The following is a 20,805-nucleotide window of genomic DNA, read 5'->3' as shown; positions in this document are numbered from 1 at the left end:
CGATAAGGAGCCTCGGAAAAAAGGGCTTGTGGCACCGATTCCTCACAGATAAGTCGTGATAAGACCCGAAATTATCAAGGTAAGGTGACTTGAATGCAACTTTATTTTTAGTCATTTTCAATTACTGGCTAAATTACAATGAGTTACCACGCTCAGCCACGACGGGTGTAGGGGTAATGATCTGTGGCGTGACAAAGATTAATAACTCATTCTTGCCGATATTTTCGTAGGTTCGTCTAAATAATGCACCTAAACCCGGAATATCACCGAGAAGCGGCACTTTATCTATCTTATTTGAAAAGGAATGTTGATAAATTCCTCCCAAAACCACTGTTTCGCCATTGTTGACTAATACTTGGGTGCCAATTCGTTGAGTATCGATTGCGACCGTTTCTCCTTCAAGGGTTTTCAGCACTTCACCAACGCGGTCTTGGGTAACGTCCAAATCTAAAATGAGTCGATTGTCCGGCGTAATTTGTGGGGTGACGGTAAGCGAGAGCACCGCCTTTTTAAACTCTACCGCAGTTGCGCCACTTGAAGTGGATTTGAGGTATGGGATCTCAGTTCCTTGCTCAATGTAGGCGGATTTCTTGTTGGTGGTGATAAGCCTTGGGCTTGAAATGATCTCTGCTTTTGACTCGTTTTGTAGGGCCGAGAGTTCTAAGTCGAGTAAGGTGTTTGAACCTAGACTTGCCACTTGAAAGGCGATGCTCGATGCATTGTCGGAAATGGCAGGCAGGTTTACGTTCAGAATATCATCGATTTCAAGGCTCCCATCACCAATACCCGCAGCGGCCAGGTTACTCTCAATAGAGCCACCAATTGTCGTATTGCCATTGGTCGAACTGACACCCCAACGAATACCAAGCTCTTCAACATTACCTTCTTTGATCGTCACAACACGCGCTTCTATCTGTACCTGCTTAACCGGTACATCGAGCTCGGCAATGATCGATTTAATCACTTTAATGTTGCTCGGTAACTCACGTAGCAGTAGGGAGTTGGTCCGCTCATCAATCGCGACAGAGCCTCTTTCAGAGAGCATACTCACCGCCCCTTCGCCACCGATCATGGCAGCGACATCCGACGCATTAGCATAGTGAATCTTGACGATCTGCGACTCGAGTTGCCCTATTTGCTCAGTCAGTCGGTTCTTTTCAAGCGCTTGCTTCTCCTGCCTGTCTAAATCAGCCTTGGGAGCGACCAACACTACGTCCCCTTTCACTCGCTTATCAAGCCCCTTCACTCGTAAGATAATGTCCAGAACGTCTGTCCAAGGCACGCTATCTAATCGCAATGTGAGATTGCCTTGCACCGTATCGGATACGACTAGATTGAAATCGTTGTAATCGGCAAGAAGCTGAAGCACGTTGCGCACCGGCATATCTTGAAAGTTAATCGAGGTCAGTTGCCCTTTGTTGATGGTTTCGAGCGCTTTCTCATCGGCTTTCTCTTGAGTGAGTGGAATAACGGTCACTCGAAGCTGATTCCCTCTTACCATCGTTTGATAGTCGACAGCTTGGGTTGAGGAAACTTGAAGGCGAGCGTGTGGCGCTTCATCGAATACCTCTATCGTGTTCACCAATGTGGCAAAATCGGTTACATCATAAATCGACAGCTGCTCAGCGCCCACCGAGGTTTGTTGGAGCATGATATCGAGACCATACTCAGCCCCAGCGACATCCACCGCAATAGCGTTATCAGATAACTCAATAACAATGACGCCCTGACGCTTGTCATCCACCTCAAAGGATACGCGCTCTAGATTGTTGGCATTTGCCATACTGGATACCAAGCCAAACAAAACTAACGCCAGAGCAATGACTAGATATCGAGCCCCAAAATTAACGTGATACTGCACTGCCTTCTCCACTACCTCATCGCCAACTTAATCTGACGCTGATACCAACAACCTAACCCATCGGATAAGGTTTCGCCGATGATCAGCCCACTATCGGTGATCTTTGCAATCTTGCCGTTGTTCTCGCCTAGATACTGCCCGACCTCAACTTGAACCACTCGACGATTAGGCAACATCACCAGACCACTCATCTTTCCACCTTTGCTCATCACACCTTTTACTTGCAGCTCATCGAGTCGAAATAACTCCAACCCTTGCTTAGTTCTTGATCTAGGTTGCCAGCAACTTTTATTTCGGTCTGGCGTTTGAACAAGCGCCGTTTTGGGTAAATCAAATGGCGAGCGAGAGTGAAAACTATTGAATTCAACGAGTTCAGCGGGTTTTAGTAAGCGCTCTGAGACGTGCTGTTGCTCGGTTTTCGCTTCCATCATGACAATAAAACTCTCCAATGAGTCTTGATGGGCATTACAACCACCGAGTAGCGTCGTGATAAGCCATAATGTCCACCTAGGGTTTCTCATTCGAAGCGCTCCTGAACGTATTGATAAGTCGACGCATTCACACGAAAGTGCAACGTACTGCTCTCAAGGCTCACTCGCTGCCACTCAGCGTTTTCAATCAATACTATTCTTGGAAGCTCGGCAATGGCTTGTGTGTATCGACCGATGTCGTCATAACTCCCAGTCAGTTCGATATCGATAGGTAGCTTGAGCAAAAATTGCTGAGGTTTTCGCTTACCCCAGTTGATGCGTGTGAAGGTTAAATGGTTATTCAAGCCTTGCTCATTCATCGCAGCTAGCACGCTTGCTAGCTCTTGCTGAGCAGGTAGCTGCTTCATTAATCGCTCGTAGTGAATGGTTAAATCCTTAATCTGCTTAGCCGCAATCGGTAACATTGCCGCTCTACGTGCGACCACCTCTAGTTCTTGCTTTAGCTGGCTCTCTTGCTGCTTGTAATAACTCAGATCTTCATAGCTAGGCGTGACCAAAAACCACGTACTCAGCGTTGTGGATACCAGCAAGATTAACGCGGCCAACAGCAGCTGTGGACCTAATGACCAATCGATAATGTCGTCTAAATCGAAATCCAATGACATTAGTGTTCACCATCTAGTATTTGTTGCTCTTTCGATACCCGCTCTTTCGATGCCTGCTCTTGCGAGACCTTCTCTTTCAATACCGATAACAAAAGCGCCTCACTATCAAGGTGAAAAGAGAGCTGAAAGGATTGGAATTTGTTTCCAAATCGTTCTCGGTTGTGAACAATAGAGTGCATCTCAACACTATTGATCACCTTCGATTGCTCAAACCGGTCAAGCATTTGCGCGAGTACAGCCGTACTCTCACCGATCCCGCTGAGCTTAAAACTCACCCCTTCCATCCGAACTTTATCGACATAAACTTGCTCAGGAATCAAGGTGGGGAGCAGGTTCATGACGGCAATGGTTTGATGCCGCTGACGTTGAAGCTTCTCTACATAATCCAGTCTTGCTTCCAGTGTCTCGAGCTCCTTGGTGGCAATCGAGAGCGCTTTTATCTCATCTCGATAACCTTGGATTGCCGTTTGCAGATAATCGACTCGATCTCGCTGAGCGCTCACCTCTCCTTCCGTCTTAACCATGGCGAAGTAAGCACTAACATAGCCAAATAACGTTGCTGTAATCAGCATCAACATGAGTCTCTGGCGACCTTGGTTGCGCTGCTCTTCTCGCCACGGCAGTAGGTTGATCAGCGCCATGTTAATGACTCGCCAACCAGTCAAGGCCATTAATCGCAACGCCAAATGCTGCCGAAAAACTCGCAGGCAACCGCTCACTGCGTTTACTCTTGAGACAACTCAAGGTCGAATAATCAGCAACCTTTACCTCGCACGATAAGTGTTTAGCGACAACACCGGCTAACCCTTCCTCCATCGCATGCCCGCCCATGAGTAGAACGCCTGATATCGAGTCTATGCCTACAACAGAGCGATAAAGTTGAAGCTGAGAGGCGACTCGGCTTGCTACTGACTCAAACACCACTTCAGAATTGGATTTAAAACGCGCGGATGGGTTAAATTGCAAGGTATCTTGTGTATCTATCGACCAAGACTTAGCAAGGTCAGGCGATACGCCTGTGGGAGGAAGCAAAGTAACATGCTGATGACCAAGCTCTAAGACGGCAAAATTCGATAGGGATGACGCTTGAGTGACCAGCCAACTCTGAGCACCACGTATGGCGCCATTAGTAGTATCCATCAGCTGGGGTTTAAACCCCAGCTTAGCGATGGTTTGACTCCAATTGGATACCATAGATTTCTTGGTCACATGAACTCGATAGGCGTCGCTGTTCGCACCTTGCTCTGGCACTTCTTGGACAAAATCTAGAGCGATATCATCAATAGGAAACGGCGTTTGATGATTCATCGCCTGTTCGATTGCAAAAACCTGCTCTTGCCCTTCAAGCCCTGCCTCTAAGCTCACCACCTTACTGATCACGGCACTTTCAGGCACAACTATCGCTGCGTTACTGCGTATTAACGGGGCAATCTTTCGGAGAATTTTAAGTTTCTTAACACTATCCTGATGTTTAAGGGTGTGAGGATCGGAGAAAATAGCATCACATCCGTTGAGCTCCAGATGGTTTACTAGGGTGAGGCTCACCCCATCGCGAACCAAGACAACAGCCTTGGCGCTGTGGTGGCCTATATCAATCCCCGTAATCCATTTTCTTGCCATGAAAAATAACCTCAACAAATACATAAACAACGCGAAAAGGTTGAGATTGACGCTCAAATAAGCGTTAATTAACCCTATAGGTATATTTTTGTCCTAGCCTACAAGTAATTACCTACTCGTAACCTTAATTAATCAGGGAAATCTCGGTGAAGTTCATAAAGAGACTGTTGGTTTTTGCATTGATTTGCATACTCTTTGGAGTCGGAACAATTTTTGGGTTTTACTACTACGTAAAACCAGAATTGCCTGACGTCGCGACCTTAAAAGATGTCCAACTCCAGACACCAATGCAGGTGTTTAGCCAAGATGGGAAGCTGATCGCACAATTTGGCGAAAAGCGCAGAATCCCAATATCTTACGACGAGATCCCACAAGATCTAATCGACGCCCTCATTGCGACGGAAGACAGCCGTTACTACGACCACTTTGGTTTCGACCCGATAGGTATTACCCGTGCTGCGGTTGCCGTTATCGCGTCAGGTAGTGCCTCACAGGGTGCGAGTACCATCACGCAGCAGCTAGCTCGTAACTTCTTCTTATCTAATGAGAAGAAGATCATGCGTAAAGTGAAAGAGATCTTCATCGCCGTTCACATTGAGCAGTTGCTAACAAAGCAAGAGATCATGGAGCTGTACGTTAACAAGATCTTCTTGGGCTACCGCTCATACGGTTTTGGCGCAGCAGCACAGGCTTACTTCGGTCGCAACCTTGATCAGCTCACACTCAGTGAGATTGCGGTACTTGCCGGTCTTCCTAAAGCACCATCAACCATGAACCCTATCTACTCTATTGAGCGTGCTACTCAGCGCCGTAACGTGGTGCTATCACGTATGCTGTCTGAAAAATACATCACGCAGGCTGAGTTTGATGAGGCTCGTGCTGAGCCAATTATTTCTCAATACCATGGCGCAGAAATTGAACTTAGTGCTCCTTATGTCGCAGAGATTGCGCGCGCTTGGATGGTGAGTCGTTATGGTGAAGAAGCTTACGAATCTGGCATGCGTATCACCACCACCATTGACTCTAAGCTGCAAAAAGCGGGTCATGTCGCTGCGATTAAAAACCTTCTAGACTACGACGAGCGACACGGTTACCGCGGCGCTGAAAAAGTACTGTGGAAGGCTGGTCAAACAGCCATGACCAACGAAGAGATTGCTAAGCACCTGAGACGTGAGCCTACCTATGGCGAGCTTCGCCCAGCGGTTGTGACTGGCGTTGCAGACCAATCCGCGACGGTTTATGTGAAGAGCTATGGTGAGCAGACCATCAGCTGGGAGAACATGAACTGGGCGCGTAAGTTCCGAACCGATGATCGCCAAGGTGCAGCACCGAAAGCACCGAGCGACGTCGTTGCGGTTGGTGAACAGGTGTGGGTGCGTGCCGCTGATCTTGATATCACGCCAGATGTGTCTCCAGAAGAAAAAGAGGCGCAGACTGAAGACGATCAAGTTGCTGAGCCGATTGCCATCACTTGGCGTTTGAGCCAGGTACCAAATGCAAACACGGCCTTCGTTGCCATTAATCCCGAGAATGGTGCGGTGCTATCGCTCGTGGGCGGTTTTAACTTCGTACACAGTAAGTTTAACCGTGCAACGCAATCTGTTAGACAGGTGGGTTCTAGTATCAAGCCGTTTATCTACGCCGCAGCGCTGGATAAAGGTATGACGCTAGCGAGCCTAGTTAACGATGCGCCAATCAACAAGTGGGATAAGAGTGCTGGCACTGCTTGGCGCCCGAAAAACTCGCCACCGACGTACACAGGTCCAACGCGTCTTCGCATCGGTCTGGCACAGTCTAAGAACGTCATGGCGGTTCGTGTACTGCGTGAAGTCGGCCTGGATGAGACTCGTGATTATCTGACTCGATTCGGTTTTGATAAGTCTAAGCTTCCTCGCTCTGAGACCATTGCACTGGGTGCTGGTAGCTTGACGCCGGTTCAAATGGCACAAGGTTTCTCTGTGTTTGCTAACGGTGGCTACTATGTAGAGCCGTTCTACATCAGCAAGGTAGAAGACCCATTTGGTAAGGTTGAATTTGAAGCCAATCCAAAAGTCGTTTGTCATCAAAACTGTCCGGATATGCAAGCTCCTGAGTTCGCTACAGCGGCTAACGATGAGGCAGCGCCAAGCATTGAAGAAGCCACTAATGCGTCTGAAATCGAACCACTGGATATCGCTCAATTTAACGAAGAAGACCTAACTGAAACCAACGAGCCGCGCTATGCGCCGAAGGTTATCTCAGAGCAAACGGCGTTCCTGACGCGTGAAATGCTCTACAGCAACGTTTGGGGCGGTGGTAACTGGCGTGAAGGCACTGGTTGGAACGGTACTGGTTGGCGTGCTCAAAAACTTAAGCGCCGCGATGTGGGCGGTAAAACAGGTACCACCAACGACTCTAAAGACGCGTGGTACAACGGTTATGGTCCGGGTATTGTAGCGACGGCTTGGGTTGGTTTTGATGACCACCAAAGAAAGCTTGGTCGCACAACAGCGAACCCTAACTTAGGTAAAGAACAGATTACTGGTGCAGAAGCTGGGGCGAAAACGGCTCAGCCTGCATGGGTAGACTTTATGGGCATGGCGCTCGAGGGTCATGAGGTAGTCGCTAAGCAAGTACCAAATGATATCACTCGCGTGCGTATCGACCGTGACTCTGGTCTTCTCACCAACAAGACCGATGGTTCGACCATGTTTGAATACTTTAAGATTGGGACTGAGCCAAAAGAGTACGTGCAGGAGAGTCTAACGGACACCTTGTACTCGAATGATGAGTCTGGCGGTGAGAGTCTGTTCTAGATTGGACTTAACAAGCAAAAAGGGGCGCCAAGCCCCTTTTTTAATATCTAAATTTCAGCGCTACTCGCCAAGATAACTGCTAATCGACTCCGCCAACTTCTCAAAACGCGCACGCAGTGGTGAGCCAGGTCGATAGGCCAGCACAATACTGCGAGACGGCGTCGGGTTCACGGCAGTCACGTAGCACACGCCATCCTTTTCTTTCTCTTTAGGCAGAGACAATTCAGGCAGCAAAGTAATGCCTGCCCCCGCCGCGACCATGTTACGCAACGTTTCTAAGCTGGTTGCCTTGAATCGTTCATCATCAGTTGCGCCAGCTGCAAAACAGAAACCAAGAGCTTGATCTCGCAGGCAGTGTCCGTCGCCAAGTGACAGCACGGTTTGCCCTTTCAGTTCATCCATCTCTACATGGTCGCGCTTCGCCCAAGCGTGGTCGCATGGCACGGCAATGCTCATCGGTTCGTTAAAGACTTCAATCTCTTTAAACGGTGCGGTTTCTGGCACAGAGGCTAACACTAAGCAATCGAGCTTACCCTCTTCAAGCTGTCTGACCAATTGATGCGTTTGAGCCTCATGCAGGAACAGCTCAAGACCAGGAAACGACTCTTTCAGCTGAGGCACTATACGCGGCAAAAGGTAAGGTCCCACCGTCGGAATAAACCCGATATGCATAGGGCCCATCATCTCGCCACTTTGACCCGCCGCCATTTCGCGAAACGTTTTGACTTCTTTAAGCACACGCTTTGCTTGCTCAACCAATTGTAAGCCTGCATCGGTAAACAACACGCGACGGCTACTACGCTCCAACAAAGAGGTACCAATCTCATCTTCCAGTTTACGGATCTGACCACTCAGTGTTGGCTGACTCACGAAACAGGCTTCCGCTGCTTTACGAAAATGCTTGTGCTCAGCAAGTGCCACTAGGTATTCAAAATCACGAATGTTCATCGCTTACTCCGATAGAAATTGACTATCGATACCATAACAATAAACGATTAGAACTATCAAACCATTTTTTTGATAATGGTCCCAACGAAACAAAGCGATAGACGCTACTCTCTGTTAGCAACGCTAGACTCACAAGAATTTAATTATCCAGAAGGACATAAGTATGTTTGCATCTAAAGAAGGCCAAGCAGTACCTCAAGTGACATTCCCAACTCGTCAGGGTGATGCGTGGGTCAACGTGACAACAGATGAGCTGTTTAAAGACAAGACCGTGATTGTGTTCAGCCTACCAGGTGCTTTCACACCGACATGCTCTTCAAGCCACTTACCGCGCTACAACGAGCTGTTCCCTGTGTTCAAGGACCACGGCGTTGATGAAATCCTATGTGTATCGGTAAACGACACCTTCGTTATGAACGCATGGAAATCAGATCAAGAAGCAGAAAACATTACCTTCATTCCTGATGGTAACGGCGACTTCACCGACGGTATGGGTATGCTGGTTGAGAAAAATGACCTTGGCTTTGGCAAACGCTCATGGCGCTACAGCATGCTGGTGAAAAACGGCGTGGTAGAGAAGATGTTTATCGAGCCAAATGAGCCGGGCGACCCGTTCAAGGTTTCTGATGCAGATACGATGCTGAACTACATCGCGCCAAGCTACAAGACTCAAGAATCGATCACAGTATTCTCTAAGCCAGGTTGCCCATTCTGCATGAAAGCGAAGCAAAACCTGATTGACCACAACCTTCAGTATGAAGAAATCGTACTGGGTAAAGACGCGACTACTGTGACGTTGCGTGCAGTGAGCGGCCGCACAACCGTGCCACAAGTGTTTATCGGTGGTAAGCACATTGGTGGCAGCGAAGAGCTAGAAGCTTACCTAGGCTAAACTTCCTACCCATAAAAAATGCGAGCCAAATGGGCTCGCATTTCAGACTGCTGACAAAGGTCTAGCTTTCAAGCTAGACCTTTGATCTAATAGGAGTATCGAAATAGGGATACTCCTACATGCTCCAAGAACCCTCTCCACAACAGTACGAACTCGAAATGGTGACGATGGAACAACTTGTTCCCAAAGACCATCTTGTGCGTAAAATTGACTCTGCTATCGATTTTGAATTCATCCGTGATGAAGTGGCCCACCTCTATTGCAAGGACAATGGCCGACCGCCAGTAGACCCTGTCCGCTTATTCAAAATTATCCTTCTGGGGTACATCTTCGGCGTAAAAAGCGAGCGTCAGCTTGTCAAAGAAATCGAAGTGAATGTCGCGTATCGTTGGTTCCTTCGCATGTCCCTAACCGAAAAAGTCATCCATGCCTCGACACTCAGTCAAAATCGTATCCGTCGATTCAATGGTACGGATGTCTTCGAACGAATCTTTATTAACATTGTTCAACAAGCGATGGCGAAAGGCTTAGTCGCTGGACAAGAGCTCTTTACTGACAGCACTCACCTCAAAGCGAACGCGAACAAAAACAAGCACACCAATAGACAAACAGCAGTCCGAGCAAGTACCTATTTAGAGATGTTAGATGAAGACGTTGCACTAGACCGAGCAAAAGAGGGAAAGAAGCCGCTAAAAGAACGGACTGCTGAACAGAAAGCTAAGAACACGAAGAGCAGCACGACTGACCCAGAAAGTGGCTTCATGACCCGAGATAATAAGCCGCAAGGGTTCTTCTATCTCGACCACCGCACCGTCGATGGTCAGCATGGCATCATCGTTGATACCCACGCGACCGCGGGGAATGTCAATGACTCCCAACCTTACATCCGCCGCCTCGACCACACGCTTGAACAGTTTAATCTCAATCCTATCGCCGTTGGTCTTGATGCTGGTTACTTCACGGCCCCTGTTGCTGAATCTCTTGAGCGTCGAGGGATACTTGGCGTGTTCGGCTATCGCAGACCATCACGAACAAAGAATGCCTTCAAGAAGAAACACTTTACCTATAACAAAGAAAAAGACAGCTATCGTTGCCCCAACGGACAGAAACTTATCTACAAGACGACGTCACGCGATGCTTACAGGGAGTATCACTCAGACCCTAAAGAATGTGCGTTCTGCCCAATGCGAGATGACTGCACTCAAAGTAAAAACATGAAGAAGGTCATCACAAGGCATATCTATACGGAAGCGATGGAGAGAGCCAACCAGATGCGACTCTCTGCTTATGGAAAGAAAACTTACAGGCGCAGAAGCGAAACGGTAGAGAGAAGCTTCGCGGATGCAAAACAACATCACGGTCATCGATACGCTCGCTTTAGAGGGCTAGCCAAGGTACAGATGCAGTGCTGGATGGCGGCAACTGCTCAAAACATCAAAAAGATAGCGTTGGTGGTGAACTATCTGCGTAAACTCGGCCTAAATCGAAGTGAAATAGCGCAAATCCTCGCTTACGTACGCCATTTTAAGAACACTAACGCCCCGCAGGTTACTTGACAAAAAATATCGCGATCGCGACCTACGGTCGCTCATAGAAAAGAACCCCACCTTAAAAAGTGGGGTTCGTCATCAATCTGAAATGCGAGCCAAATGGGCTCGCATTTTTTGTTTTTCTGCAAACTTATGGCTAGCTAGCAATCTCAGCAGCAATCACAGAGATCTCCACCAGCAGTGCTTCACGAGCCATATCTCCAGTCACACAAGCGCGTGCTGGCGCATGGCCTGCGGGTACCCATGCGTCCCATACCGCGTTCATTGCTTGGAAATCTTGCATGTCTTTAAGATAGATGGTCGCAGACAGCATGTGCTCTTTGTCGCTGCCCGCTTCAAGTAGCAGAGCCTCGACCTTATCGAGCATGGTTTGCGTCTGTTCAGTAATGTCTTTAGTGGCATCTGCACACACCTGACCACAAAGGTAGATAGTGCCATTGTGCTTAACGATGCGGCTCATGCGCTCTTTAGTATGAAGGCGTTCAATCATAATGTTATTGCTCTTTTATTTGGCTATCCAAACGATAGGGCTGAAACAGGAAGGCCTATTCTATCGGATACCAAGCGCAAGCAACACGCGAACATTGTGACATGCTTGGCGAACCGCAGTTTTTCTCCGCTACTGGTAAAAGCAAATGTTTAGATTCATCGACAGTGCGAAGTTTAGATTGAAAGGGGAAGAGATTTGAAAAGCACTAAAAAGAAAAAAGCCCCGTAGTCAACCTTGACTCGGGGCCTTCTTAGATTCTTCTAAGAAAAAGCAGTGGTACTTTAATAGACCGTGCCTTTTCTTGTTTGTTCCCAGAAAAATGAACTTTTTTTAAAACTTTTCCGATCTTTTCGTTACTCGCCTATTTTTCAACAAGTTACGCAACGTTCATCTTGGCAATAATTTGCTCTACCAAGTTCACTTCCAACGCTACCTCATCACAAGCATGCTGTCGTGGACATTGGTCACAGTCTTTCAGCACTTTCTCAGGCAGCAGCGTCTTCGATGTTGGGATGAAGTCGTGCTTCATAAAGAACTCTGGCGTACGAGTCAGAACGAACACTTTCTTAATCGCCATCTTACGTGCTTTCTCTACCAAGTGCTGAACAATCGCTGTGCCCTGCCCTTGACCTTGCCAGCCCGCTTCAACACCTAGAGAGCGGATCTCAGCCAGTCCTGAATCATACACATAGAGCGACGCACAACCGGTAACCTCACCATGATGCTCTGCGACGGCGAACGAGCCAATGTCACGCACCAGTTCATTGCGGCTACGAGGTAGGTTTTCACCAAGGTTCGCCCAGTAAGCCACCATGCTCTCTAGCGCATCAATGTCCGTCAGGCGAGCAGAGCGCACTTTCACCGCCGAGTTATCACGCGCTGTGAGACGTTTCTCTGCTTGGTCTACCGCGTAAGCGACTTGCTGCGGCGCTACACCACCAAGAGCATTACGCTTCTCTAGACAACTCTCAATCGTCAAGATGTCGTAAACATCGTTCTCAATCACTGGCGAGAACTCTTTGAGCTCTTCAATGGAGAGCTCTTCGAGTGCGCAGCCTTTGGCAATCGCACTGACTACCGCAACACCGACGATATGGTGCGCTTCACGGAATGGAATACCTTTAGCAACTAGGTAATCCGCAAGCTCGGTAGAGTTAGCATAACCTTGCTTCGCCGCTTCTAGCGTACGCTCGCCGTTTACCTTGATACCATCGAAACACAGCGCGGCCATTTCCATGCAGTCACTCCAAGTGTCGAGTGCATCAAATAGACCTTCTTTGTCTTCTTGCATATCTTTGTTGTACGCAAGTGGCAGTGCTTTCACTGTCATCATCATGCCAGCTAGCGAGCCGTAGACACGACCAGTTTTACCACGGATAAGCTCTAGGGCATCTGGGTTCTTTTTCTGAGGCATCAGAGAAGATCCAGACGTCACAGTATCCGCAAGCTCAATAAAGTTCGACTCACCTGAGTTGTAGAAGATCATATCTTCAGCCAGACGCGATAGGTGCAGCATAGAGATAGAGGCGATAGACATCAGCTCCATCACATGGTCACGATCAGATACCGAGTCCAAGCTGTTGCGGGTTGCTCTTCTGAAGCCTAGGTTATGAGCAAGCTGCTCACGATCCATTGGGTAAGCCGTACCCGCTAGCGCACCTGAACCCAGAGGGCAAGTATCTAAACGTTTAATGGCGTCATCCAAGCGCGAGTAATCACGCTCAAACATCTCAACGTAAGCCAAGCACCAATGAGCAAACGTCACAGGCTGAGCGCGTTGAAGGTGGGTATAACCAGGAAGAACGGTATCTTGGTGGGCTCTTGCGACCTCAACCATTTGCGATTGCAGTCTGTCGAGACCAAGCAGAAGTTGCTGACCTTGCTGACGACACCAAAGTTTCAGGTCGGTCGCCACTTGGTCGTTACGAGAACGACCGGTGTGCAGCTTCTTACCTAGGTCGCCGACTTTGCCAATCAGCTGTTGCTCAACCCAGCTGTGGATATCTTCCGCATCCGATCTTAGGATCTGTTTTGGATTCTCCATCACTTCGAGTTTAAGCTCGTTCAGTGCTAGCTCTAGCTTCTGCTGTTCATCTTCAGTAAGAACACCCACCGAAACCAATGCCTTTGACCAAGCAATTGAGCCAACAATGTCTTGCTCAGCAAGTCGGTAATCAAAGCGCAATGAATCATTAAAGTCTTTGAATCTCGTATCTGCTGCTTGGGTAAATCTTCCGCCCCATAATGCCATCGTGTCTCTCCTAACTGCTCAGTCTGCGTCGCTGCTTCTGTGGTTACTTATTGTAAGAATAAACCGCTATTCTCGCTGAGTGAATTGAATGCAACTCAGTGTCTTTGTTGATAGGGTTCAAGGTACGACAAACCGAATTAAAAATAAAGTAAAAATTCATATTTTTTACATAAATATTCATAGGGTTGTTCATGTATCCTTTCTATCCCTCTCACGACCATCGGTAGAAAATACTCTTCATCTCTAAAACAATCAGCAAGCAACTCAATACAACCCAAACCATTCACAAATAAAATGTAATTTTATCAACAAATTGAACAATTCAAGATATACATCACACGTTATTAATTTCTCTATAGAACACTCAACAATCGATGTGCATCATAACGCACTGCAACTTAAATTGGTGATGTCGGTTCCGATTTTATAACTACTGGTTGCTAATTCAAATAATAGGGAAATCAGAATGAATACTACAAAAACATATAACAAAACGCTTTTGGCTAGTGCAATAGCGACGCTCTTGATTACGGGATGTGGTGATGACGCTTCGGATGGCGCACCAAGTGCTGGAGCCCCTGAACCAAAAGATGCAGTCGTGCTAGTGGAGAAGCTCGAGCTGGATAGCGCCGAATGTGCCTTTGGTGGTCTAAAAGTTCTAGCTGGTTACGACGAAAATGAAAATGGAACGCTAGAGGAAATTGAATACGTTTCAAACAAAACAATATGCAATGATGGTACCGGCGAGACTTCAGACGAAGGCGATGAAATATTTGATCAAGCTCTTGTTTCTACTGTTCTTATTTCAAAAGACGATAATCGATGCTCCGCTGGAGGCCAACAAGTCCTCGTAGGCATCGACCAAAACAACAATGGACTGCTCGATAGTAGCGAAGTTTTAGAAAACGAAATCTTATGTAGCTTAGGTGCTGACTTCGCACCTAGTCCAGTGATCAACGCTATCACAGCAAACCCTGCGATTGTGGCCACAGGTTCAACTACGACATTAACAGCTACGGTATCCAATATGACCGATAATGACACTCTTGTATGGAAGGACAGTCGAGGTAATGTATTGACACCACAAGATGTTAATGCACCGAACATTCTATCCATTACAGCGGGTGCTATCTCCGGAACAGAAACTTACACACTTGAGATCAACACAACTAACGAACAGGGACAGAGCATTGTCCAACATAAAGATGTTCAAATTACTGTTGCTGATGCCCCTGCTCCAACCCAAGCAGTGTCTTTAAACACTAAGCAGGTTTTCCTTCCTGAGGGATACAACACCAGTCAACTAACCGGCGATGTTTACGGTAGTATTATCTATGCCAAACCTCAACCAACTAGCGCAGCCGCCATGTCTGGCGGGATACCGACACCTGAAGACACTCAGCTTGCTGGCTTCGTAGCGGAGAGGACAACATTGGATAAAGGATTAAGTACAGAAGTCGTGCTACAGTCAATGATGAGCGCGTTTGCGTCTCAGCTCTCAGGCTGGTCCCCGTTAGTGCAAACCTCACAAACTATTCTTGAAAATGGTGATATCAATGCATCATACAAAATCACACTAGGCACCGAAGAAACACTAACAGCATTGCTGCAAACACTGATCCAACAGACTGCTATCGACAAAGTCGGCGGTACTGCTAGTGCCCTTGTTCCTGCTGCAACAGAGATCGCAGCAAAAGAATATCAGCTAGACATCACACTAAGCTACGCTCCTGATTCGGGTGGAGCGGTCCTTACGTCAACACTAGTAGCAAAAGACAAAGCAACTCTATATTCGGACCTTATAGTGTCGACTACATCAGAAAGCATTACCTCATCTAAGCAGGCAAAACTCTTATTGCAAAACGATAGTTTTACTGCCGTGAATCAGACAGTGTCCAAAGCAGATTTCTTGTTTGTTATCGATAACTCAGGAAGCATGTCTGATGAGCAACAAGCCATTAGTGACCTAACCAAAGCCTTTACTGACACAATGCTAAACGCCAGTGTCGATTTCATGGTAGGTACAATCACTACGGATACTGATGAGTTACGCGGCGAAGGTTTCACCAATGATATTGCGCAAATAGCCCAAGACTTCAAACCTGGCACATGGGGTAGTGCTACCGAAAGGGGGATTTATTACTCTGAGAAGGCGTTGCTACCCGGTGGGACAGTTGAAGCCGCTGGCTATCCAAGGGCGGGGGCATCATTATCCGTAGTCATCATGAGTGATGAGCCGAGCCAATATCCAACATCGATCAATGGGAAGTTTGATGTAGACAGTAACATTTTCGTTGATAAGGGTTATCGCGTGTATTCTATTGTAAACCCTAACGATGCATCGTACAGCCAGTATGATGATCTCGCTACTAGAACATTAGGTAAAACACTCAACATCAATGTAACCGATGAATATGGTTCATTTGTTGAAACGATGGCTCAAAATGCAGGGGCATCAAGTGCAGGTTACGAACTGACCCAAGCTAAAACGAAGCAAATACTCTCTTCATCTATCGCGGTCAAAGTTGCTGGCGTTTCTGTCGATAGAGACTCAGCCGACGGTTGGCAGTATTACCCACTATCAAAATCAATAGTGTTTACCGGATCAGCTATCCCCAATGAAGGGGAAAACATCAGTATTGCCTACCAGTATGTAGAAACACAGCAAAGTAACTAGTTGTTGTACTATTAGGTAATTCTAAAAAAAGAAGCCCTCAGTTGGTCGACACAACTGAGGGCTTCTTTCTATTGAACGTTAAAAACGGTCAACCAACGCTACTTTTTCTTTGCTTCGTTCAATGCTCTGATACGGCTTGATAGCGAGTAAAGGCGGATGAAGCCTTCAGCATGGCTTTGGTCGTACACTTCATCTTCACCAAACGTTGCGAACTCTTCTGAGTACAGGCTGTTTACGCTGCGTTTCTGAGTCACAATTGCCTGACCTTTGTATAGCTTAACCACAACTTCGCCGTTCACGTCTTGTGCCAGCTCTTCCGACGCTGCCAAGATAGACTTACAAAGGGGTGTAAACCAACGACCGTCATAAACAAGGTGTGAGGCTTTCACACCTAGCTCTTCACGGAACTCAAACGATGTTTTGTCTAGCACTAGCTGCTCAACCGCACGCAGTGCTTCCATCATGATTGTGCCCCCTGGGGTTTCGTAGCAGCCACGAGACTTCATACCGACCAAACGGTTTTCAACGATGTCGATACGACCAACGCCGTGCTTCACGCCTTTCTCGTTAAGGTAAACCAGAGCGTTGTATGGCGTCATTTTCTCACCGTCAACGGCAACTACTTCGCCTTTTGCTACTTCTAGCGTCACGTATTCTGCTTGATCAGGTGCTTGCTCAGGATCCACTGTCCATGCCCAGCAATCATCGTTTGGCGCATTCCATGTATCTTCTAGAACGCCGCCCTCTGTAGAGATGTGCCATGCGTTTGCATCACGTGAATAGATCTTAGTGAGTGAAGCAGTACAAGGGATGTTGCGCTCCGCTAGGTAATCTAGACACTCTTCACGGCTGACGAGATCCCACTCACGCCAAGGCGCAATCACGGTTAGGTCTGGGGCAAGAGCTGCAAATGCACCCTCGAAACGCACTTGGTCATTACCTTTACCTGTACAGCCGTGACACAGTGCATCAGCCCCCACTTTACGCGCTACTTCTACCTGAGCCTTAGCAATAATCGGACGCGCCATTGATGTACCTAGTAGGTACTTACCTTCGTAGTACGCACCCGTTTTGAGTGTTGGGAAGATGTAGTCAGCGACCATTTCTTCTTTCAGGTCAGCGATGTAGCACTCAGATGCGCCTGATGCTTTCGCTTTTTCTTCGATACCCACAAGCTCTTCTTCGCCTTGACCTACATCAGCAACGAATGCCACAACTTCACAGTCGTAGTTCTCTTTTAGCCATGGGATGATCACTGACGTATCTAGACCGCCAGAGTAGGCAACAACAACTTTTTTTACAGATGGTTTACTCATGTCTCTCTCCTTGTCCGAGCCTGATTTTGGCGGTCAGCTTCTCGGGGTTACTTCACTTTAAATTCGTTAATCGTAAATTTGGTTTACTTTCTGATAATTCAGTTTGGGACGAACTGTGTGCCGATACTCTTACCTGCAAACAATTCGACTAATTTTTCTGGGTATCGCCATGTCGCCACTTCTATTGGTCGACCTAGGTCGTTAGCCGCTTCCAGTGCGGCTTGTACCTTAACAATCATGCCATCGGTAATGACTTTGCCTTCAATCAGCGCATCCGCTTCTTGCTTCGTCAGGCTTGGTAGCAGATGGCCTTTGCCATCCAACACGCCACTTACATCAGATAACAGCACTAATTCTGCGTCCAATGCACCAGCCACTGCGACTGCTGCTTGGTCGGCATTAACGTTCATCAGCTGACCTTGGCTATCAAGACCGATTGAGCTAATAATTGGCAATGCACCTGCAGCTAAAATCGCCTGTAAAACCGCTGGGTTACCTGGCTTAGCATCGCCTACCGCGCCAAGTTCAGGATCGAGTTCAGTCACTTCACAAAGACCACCGTCAGCAAGGCTCAAACCTACCGCATTAAGACCCGCTTTAATTGCATCACCTTGCAGTAGCTTGTTTGCTGTGCCCGCTAGCGCGCCCGCAATCAAAGGGATTTGATCATAAGGTGTCACGCGCAAACCTTGCTTCTTAACAGTAGGAATGTCGAGCTTCTTCATTAGGTCGTCTACCAGATAACCGCCACCGTGAACAATCACGATGCTTCGCTGCGCCTGCTGGCTGTAATCAGAGATAGCCTTAAATAGTTGTCCAAGCGTATCTGAGCACGACAGTGCCGCGCCGCCCAACTTGATCACTAATGGTGTATTTTGCTGACTCATGCTGCTCTCCTCGACTAAACCAACGCGGTTAGCTGTGCAAACTGATTTTTGATGTTCAAACACTGCATCGCTTGACTCGATGCACCTTTTAGCAGGTTATCAATTGCCGACACCACAATGATGTGTTGGCCTTGAACCTTATAACCGATATCGCAGAACGGTGTGTTCTCAACATCTTGAATTCTTGGGATAGTTTCCCCTTTAACGCGCACACCTGGCTTGCCTTCGTAAGCCGTTGCAAATGCTGATGCAACCTGCTCCGCAGTCACGCCATCGTTAAGCTTCATGGTGATGGTCGCCAAGATGCCACGCTTAAAATTGCCTAAATGCGGAGTAAAAATCACATCACAACCCAAATGCGTTGCAATCTCTGGTTGGTGTCTGTGATTAAAAATCCCATAAGGCTGAAGGCTAACCTCGCAAAAGCTGTTGGTCATCGACGCTTTACGTCCTGCGCCAGAGACACCACTCGTTGCGTTGATAACTGGCCACATAGTGCTATCGACAAGACCAGCTTCTAGCAGCGGTTTAATTGCCAACTGTGAAGCGGTTGGGTAGCAACCTGGTACTGCCACGAGCTGCGCGCTTTCAATCTCTTTTGCGTTCCACTCTGCAAGGCCATACACCGCCTTGTCCAACCAGTTTTCGTGCTGATGCTCAAAGCCGTAGAAGGTGGTATAAAAGTCATCGGCTTTCACGCGGTAAGCGCCTGATAGGTCAAACACTTGGCAACCTTGTGCTAAAAACACTGGCGCCAAATCATGGCTCACCTCGTGGGCTGTTGCCAAAAATACAATGTCACACTCGCCTGCTGCTTTTTGCACATCGACCAGCGGCTGTACTGGCATTTCAACTAAGCCTGCCAACTTACCGTGCAACTGAGAAATCGGCTTGCGTGCATCGACACTATTGGCGGACACGTACAAACCTGATAGCGTGAGCTCTGGGTGTTTGGTCACCATGAGAGCCAGTTCCGCTCCTGTGTATCCTGATGCGCCAATAATAGTGGTTTTTAGCATGACTCTGATTCCGTAAGTAAGTCGATTTAACGTTGTTAGTAAAACTTGCAATTAATGATTATAAATATAGAAAAAATGCCATTAATTGATTTTTTATTCATTAATTATGATTTAATATGTGTTTTACAGTCTTAAGATTAATCTGTCAACAGTAGAAGCGAAGATAATATGCAATTACCTAGTTTTTTAGAGGTCTATAAAGGCCTGATCAGCACACCTTCGATTAGCTCCACGGACCCAAGCTGGGATCATGGCAATGAGAAAGTTATTGAGAAGCTGGCGACATGGATGAAAGACCTAGGTTTTGAGGTTGAGGTTATCGAGGTTGAACCGAACAAGTTCAATATGATTGCCAAGAAGGGGCAAGGCGAAGGCGGTCTACTATTGGCAGGTCACAGTGATACCGTGCCATTTGATGAAGGTCGCTGGAGTTTCAACCCGCATGATCTGACCGAAGCCAACAACCGCTTCTACGGCTTGGGCACTGCAGATATGAAAGGCTTCTTCGCGTTTATCTACGAAGCCGTCAAGAAAATCGACTGGAGCAAGCAAACCAAACCACTTTACGTGCTGGCAACCTGTGATGAAGAAACCACGATGCTGGGTGCAAGACACTTTACCGACAACGCACCGTTCAAACCGGATTACTGCATTATTGGCGAGCCCACCAGCCTAGTGCCTATTCGTGGCCATAAAGGTCATGTAGCCAATGCGATTCGAGTGACGGGTAAATCGGGTCACTCTTCAGACCCGGCATTGGGCGTTAACGCCATCGAAATCATGCATGAAGTCATGTACGCAATGATGAAACTGCGCGACAAGCTAGTGAAAGAGTATCACCACCCTGGTTTCGCCATCCCTAGCCCTACCCTTAACCTTGGCCATATTCATGGCGGTGACAGCGCTAACCGGATCTGTGGCTGCTGTGAACTGCATTACGATGTGAGACCGCTGCCGGGTATCAGCTTAGATGGTTTAGATAACCTATTGCGTGATGCACTCAAAGAAGTGGAAGCGAAATGGCCGGGGCGCTTAACCATTACCGCGCTACACGAGCCAATTCCTGGCTATGAGTGCGATCATAAACACCCATTTGTTGGTGGAATGGAAACATTGTGTGAAACCCCATCAGAAACGGTTAACTATTGTACTGAAGCACCATTTTTGCAGCAGCTGTGCCCAACCTTGGTGCTCGGCCCAGGCTCAATAGACCAAGCTCACCAGCCAGATGAGTTCTTAAGCTTTGATTTTATTGACCCGACCATAGATATTTTAGCCAAAGCAATGCGCCAATATTGCTTCGAGTGATCGATATTCTGTAATAAATTTTCAACAATTCAACCTTTTAACTCGACCAAGTGTGCGTTTTTCGTGCCAGCACGATAAATGCAAACTTGGTTTAC

General features: G+C 47.5%; 16 protein-coding genes. 5 read left to right on the top strand and 11 right to left on the bottom strand.

Annotated features, from left to right (window positions below):
• Positions 1–133: 133 nt before the first annotated feature.
• The 5 genes from AC6I8U_RS01440 to pilM all read right to left on the bottom strand — a co-directional run bounded on the left by AC6I8U_RS01440 (position 134) and on the right by pilM (position 4,577).
• A complete protein-coding gene (locus tag AC6I8U_RS01440; protein WP_498018297.1) occupies positions 134–1,783 on the bottom strand; it encodes a type IV pilus secretin PilQ in 1,650 nt (549 codons plus the stop codon).
• 89 nt (positions 1,784–1,872) lie between these two features.
• On the bottom strand, positions 1,873–2,382 hold the full coding sequence (locus AC6I8U_RS01435; protein ID WP_498017566.1) for a pilus assembly protein PilP: 510 nt from the start codon (positions 2,380–2,382) through the stop codon (positions 1,873–1,875).
• The gene (locus tag AC6I8U_RS01430) at positions 2,379–2,957 is read right to left on the bottom strand and encodes a type IV pilus inner membrane component PilO (RefSeq protein ID WP_498017565.1); all 579 of its coding nucleotides are present in this window, start codon (positions 2,955–2,957) and stop codon (positions 2,379–2,381) included. The genes AC6I8U_RS01435 and AC6I8U_RS01430 overlap by 4 nt, the downstream gene beginning before the upstream one ends.
• Positions 2,957–3,598 carry a PilN domain-containing protein gene (locus tag AC6I8U_RS01425; protein ID WP_498017564.1) on the bottom strand — a complete coding sequence of 214 codons (642 nt, stop codon included), beginning with the start codon at positions 3,596–3,598 and terminating at the stop codon, positions 2,957–2,959. Before AC6I8U_RS01425 ends, AC6I8U_RS01430 begins: the two co-directional genes overlap by 1 nt.
• Position 3,599: 1 nt before the next feature.
• Entirely contained in the window at positions 3,600–4,577 is a 978-nt protein-coding gene (gene pilM, locus AC6I8U_RS01420; protein ID WP_498017563.1) for a pilus assembly protein PilM, read from the bottom strand.
• Positions 4,578–4,723: 146 nt separating this feature from the next.
• On the opposite strand from pilM, the gene AC6I8U_RS01415 reads away from it, so the two are divergent.
• The gene (locus tag AC6I8U_RS01415) at positions 4,724–7,372 is read left to right on the top strand and encodes a penicillin-binding protein 1A (protein ID WP_498017562.1); all 2,649 of its coding nucleotides are present in this window, start codon (positions 4,724–4,726) and stop codon (positions 7,370–7,372) included.
• Positions 7,373–7,432: 60 nt separating this feature from the next.
• On the opposite strand, the gene oxyR is transcribed toward AC6I8U_RS01415, so the two are convergent.
• On the bottom strand, positions 7,433–8,320 hold the full coding sequence (gene oxyR, locus AC6I8U_RS01410) for a DNA-binding transcriptional regulator OxyR (RefSeq protein ID WP_498017561.1): 888 nt from the start codon (positions 8,318–8,320) through the stop codon (positions 7,433–7,435).
• A gap of 163 nt (positions 8,321–8,483) precedes the next feature.
• Here oxyR and AC6I8U_RS01405 point away from each other — a divergent pair, with 163 nt between their 5' ends.
• Positions 8,484–9,212, top strand: coding sequence for a redoxin family protein (locus AC6I8U_RS01405; RefSeq protein ID WP_042477176.1), 729 nt, complete (start codon positions 8,484–8,486; stop codon positions 9,210–9,212).
• Positions 9,213–9,331: 119 nt separating this feature from the next.
• Positions 9,332–10,768: an IS1182 family transposase gene (locus AC6I8U_RS01400; RefSeq protein ID WP_498017560.1), complete on the top strand. Its 1,437-nt coding sequence runs from the start codon at positions 9,332–9,334 to the stop codon at positions 10,766–10,768.
• Between the two features lie 130 nt (positions 10,769–10,898).
• Here AC6I8U_RS01400 and AC6I8U_RS01395 read toward each other — a convergent pair whose 3' ends face one another.
• Both AC6I8U_RS01395 and argH read right to left on the bottom strand, forming a co-directional pair.
• Positions 10,899–11,252 (bottom strand): RidA family protein, encoded by a 354-nt coding sequence (locus AC6I8U_RS01395; RefSeq protein ID WP_042477174.1) that lies wholly within the window; start codon positions 11,250–11,252, stop codon positions 10,899–10,901.
• A 376-nt stretch (positions 11,253–11,628) separates the two neighbouring features.
• Positions 11,629–13,503, bottom strand: coding sequence for an argininosuccinate lyase (argH, locus tag AC6I8U_RS01390; RefSeq protein WP_042502697.1), 1,875 nt, complete (start codon positions 13,501–13,503; stop codon positions 11,629–11,631).
• Positions 13,504–13,969: 466 nt separating this feature from the next.
• On the opposite strand from argH, the gene AC6I8U_RS01385 reads away from it, so the two are divergent.
• Positions 13,970–16,180, top strand: a complete 2,211-nt coding sequence (locus AC6I8U_RS01385) for a DUF7151 family protein (protein WP_498017559.1) — start codon at positions 13,970–13,972, stop codon at positions 16,178–16,180.
• 98 nt (positions 16,181–16,278) lie between these two features.
• On the opposite strand, the gene AC6I8U_RS01380 is transcribed toward AC6I8U_RS01385, so the two are convergent.
• From AC6I8U_RS01380 to argC, 3 genes are all read right to left on the bottom strand, one after another.
• Complete coding sequence (locus tag AC6I8U_RS01380; protein WP_042477170.1) at positions 16,279–17,496, bottom strand: argininosuccinate synthase; 1,218 nt, start codon at positions 17,494–17,496, stop codon at positions 16,279–16,281.
• Positions 17,497–17,594: 98 nt separating this feature from the next.
• The gene (gene argB / locus AC6I8U_RS01375) at positions 17,595–18,383 is read right to left on the bottom strand and encodes an acetylglutamate kinase (RefSeq protein WP_498017558.1); all 789 of its coding nucleotides are present in this window, start codon (positions 18,381–18,383) and stop codon (positions 17,595–17,597) included.
• 14 nt (positions 18,384–18,397) lie between these two features.
• Positions 18,398–19,402: an N-acetyl-gamma-glutamyl-phosphate reductase gene (gene argC / locus AC6I8U_RS01370; RefSeq protein ID WP_498017557.1), complete on the bottom strand. Its 1,005-nt coding sequence runs from the start codon at positions 19,400–19,402 to the stop codon at positions 18,398–18,400.
• 168 nt (positions 19,403–19,570) lie between these two features.
• Here argC and argE point away from each other — a divergent pair, with 168 nt between their 5' ends.
• Complete coding sequence (gene argE, locus AC6I8U_RS01365; protein WP_446568971.1) at positions 19,571–20,710, top strand: acetylornithine deacetylase; 1,140 nt, start codon at positions 19,571–19,573, stop codon at positions 20,708–20,710.
• The last annotated feature ends 95 nt before the right edge of the window (positions 20,711–20,805 follow it).

The organism is Vibrio sp. KUL80 (assembly GCF_059725495.1).
The sequence above is the reverse complement of the archived record's forward strand: the minus strand, read 5'-3'. Positions and strand labels throughout refer to the sequence as shown.

What these genes read in the sequence shown, in the direction of transcription:
- AC6I8U_RS01440 (WP_498018297.1), bottom strand. Translation starts at nt 1,783, where the DNA reads ATGGCAAATGCCAACAATCTAGAGCGCGTATCCTTTGAGGTGGATGAC.
- AC6I8U_RS01435 (WP_498017566.1), bottom strand. Translation starts at nt 2,382, where the DNA reads ATGAGAAACCCTAGGTGGACATTATGGCTTATCACGACGCTACTCGGT.
- AC6I8U_RS01430 (WP_498017565.1), bottom strand. Translation starts at nt 2,957, where the DNA reads ATGTCATTGGATTTCGATTTAGACGACATTATCGATTGGTCATTAGGT.
- AC6I8U_RS01425 (WP_498017564.1), bottom strand. Translation starts at nt 3,598, where the DNA reads ATGGCGCTGATCAACCTACTGCCGTGGCGAGAAGAGCAGCGCAACCAA.
- pilM (WP_498017563.1), bottom strand. Translation starts at nt 4,577, where the DNA reads ATGGCAAGAAAATGGATTACGGGGATTGATATAGGCCACCACAGCGCC.
- oxyR (WP_498017561.1), bottom strand. Translation starts at nt 8,320, where the DNA reads ATGAACATTCGTGATTTTGAATACCTAGTGGCACTTGCTGAGCACAAG.
- AC6I8U_RS01405 (WP_042477176.1), top strand. Translation starts at nt 8,484, where the DNA reads ATGTTTGCATCTAAAGAAGGCCAAGCAGTACCTCAAGTGACATTCCCA.
- AC6I8U_RS01400 (WP_498017560.1), top strand. Translation starts at nt 9,332, where the DNA reads ATGCTCCAAGAACCCTCTCCACAACAGTACGAACTCGAAATGGTGACG.
- AC6I8U_RS01395 (WP_042477174.1), bottom strand. Translation starts at nt 11,252, where the DNA reads ATGATTGAACGCCTTCATACTAAAGAGCGCATGAGCCGCATCGTTAAG.
- argH (WP_042502697.1), bottom strand. Translation starts at nt 13,503, where the DNA reads ATGGCATTATGGGGCGGAAGATTTACCCAAGCAGCAGATACGAGATTC.
- AC6I8U_RS01385 (WP_498017559.1), top strand. Translation starts at nt 13,970, where the DNA reads ATGAATACTACAAAAACATATAACAAAACGCTTTTGGCTAGTGCAATA.
- AC6I8U_RS01380 (WP_042477170.1), bottom strand. Translation starts at nt 17,496, where the DNA reads ATGAGTAAACCATCTGTAAAAAAAGTTGTTGTTGCCTACTCTGGCGGT.
- argB (WP_498017558.1), bottom strand. Translation starts at nt 18,383, where the DNA reads ATGAGTCAGCAAAATACACCATTAGTGATCAAGTTGGGCGGCGCGGCA.
- argC (WP_498017557.1), bottom strand. Translation starts at nt 19,402, where the DNA reads ATGCTAAAAACCACTATTATTGGCGCATCAGGATACACAGGAGCGGAA.
- argE (WP_446568971.1), top strand. Translation starts at nt 19,571, where the DNA reads ATGCAATTACCTAGTTTTTTAGAGGTCTATAAAGGCCTGATCAGCACA.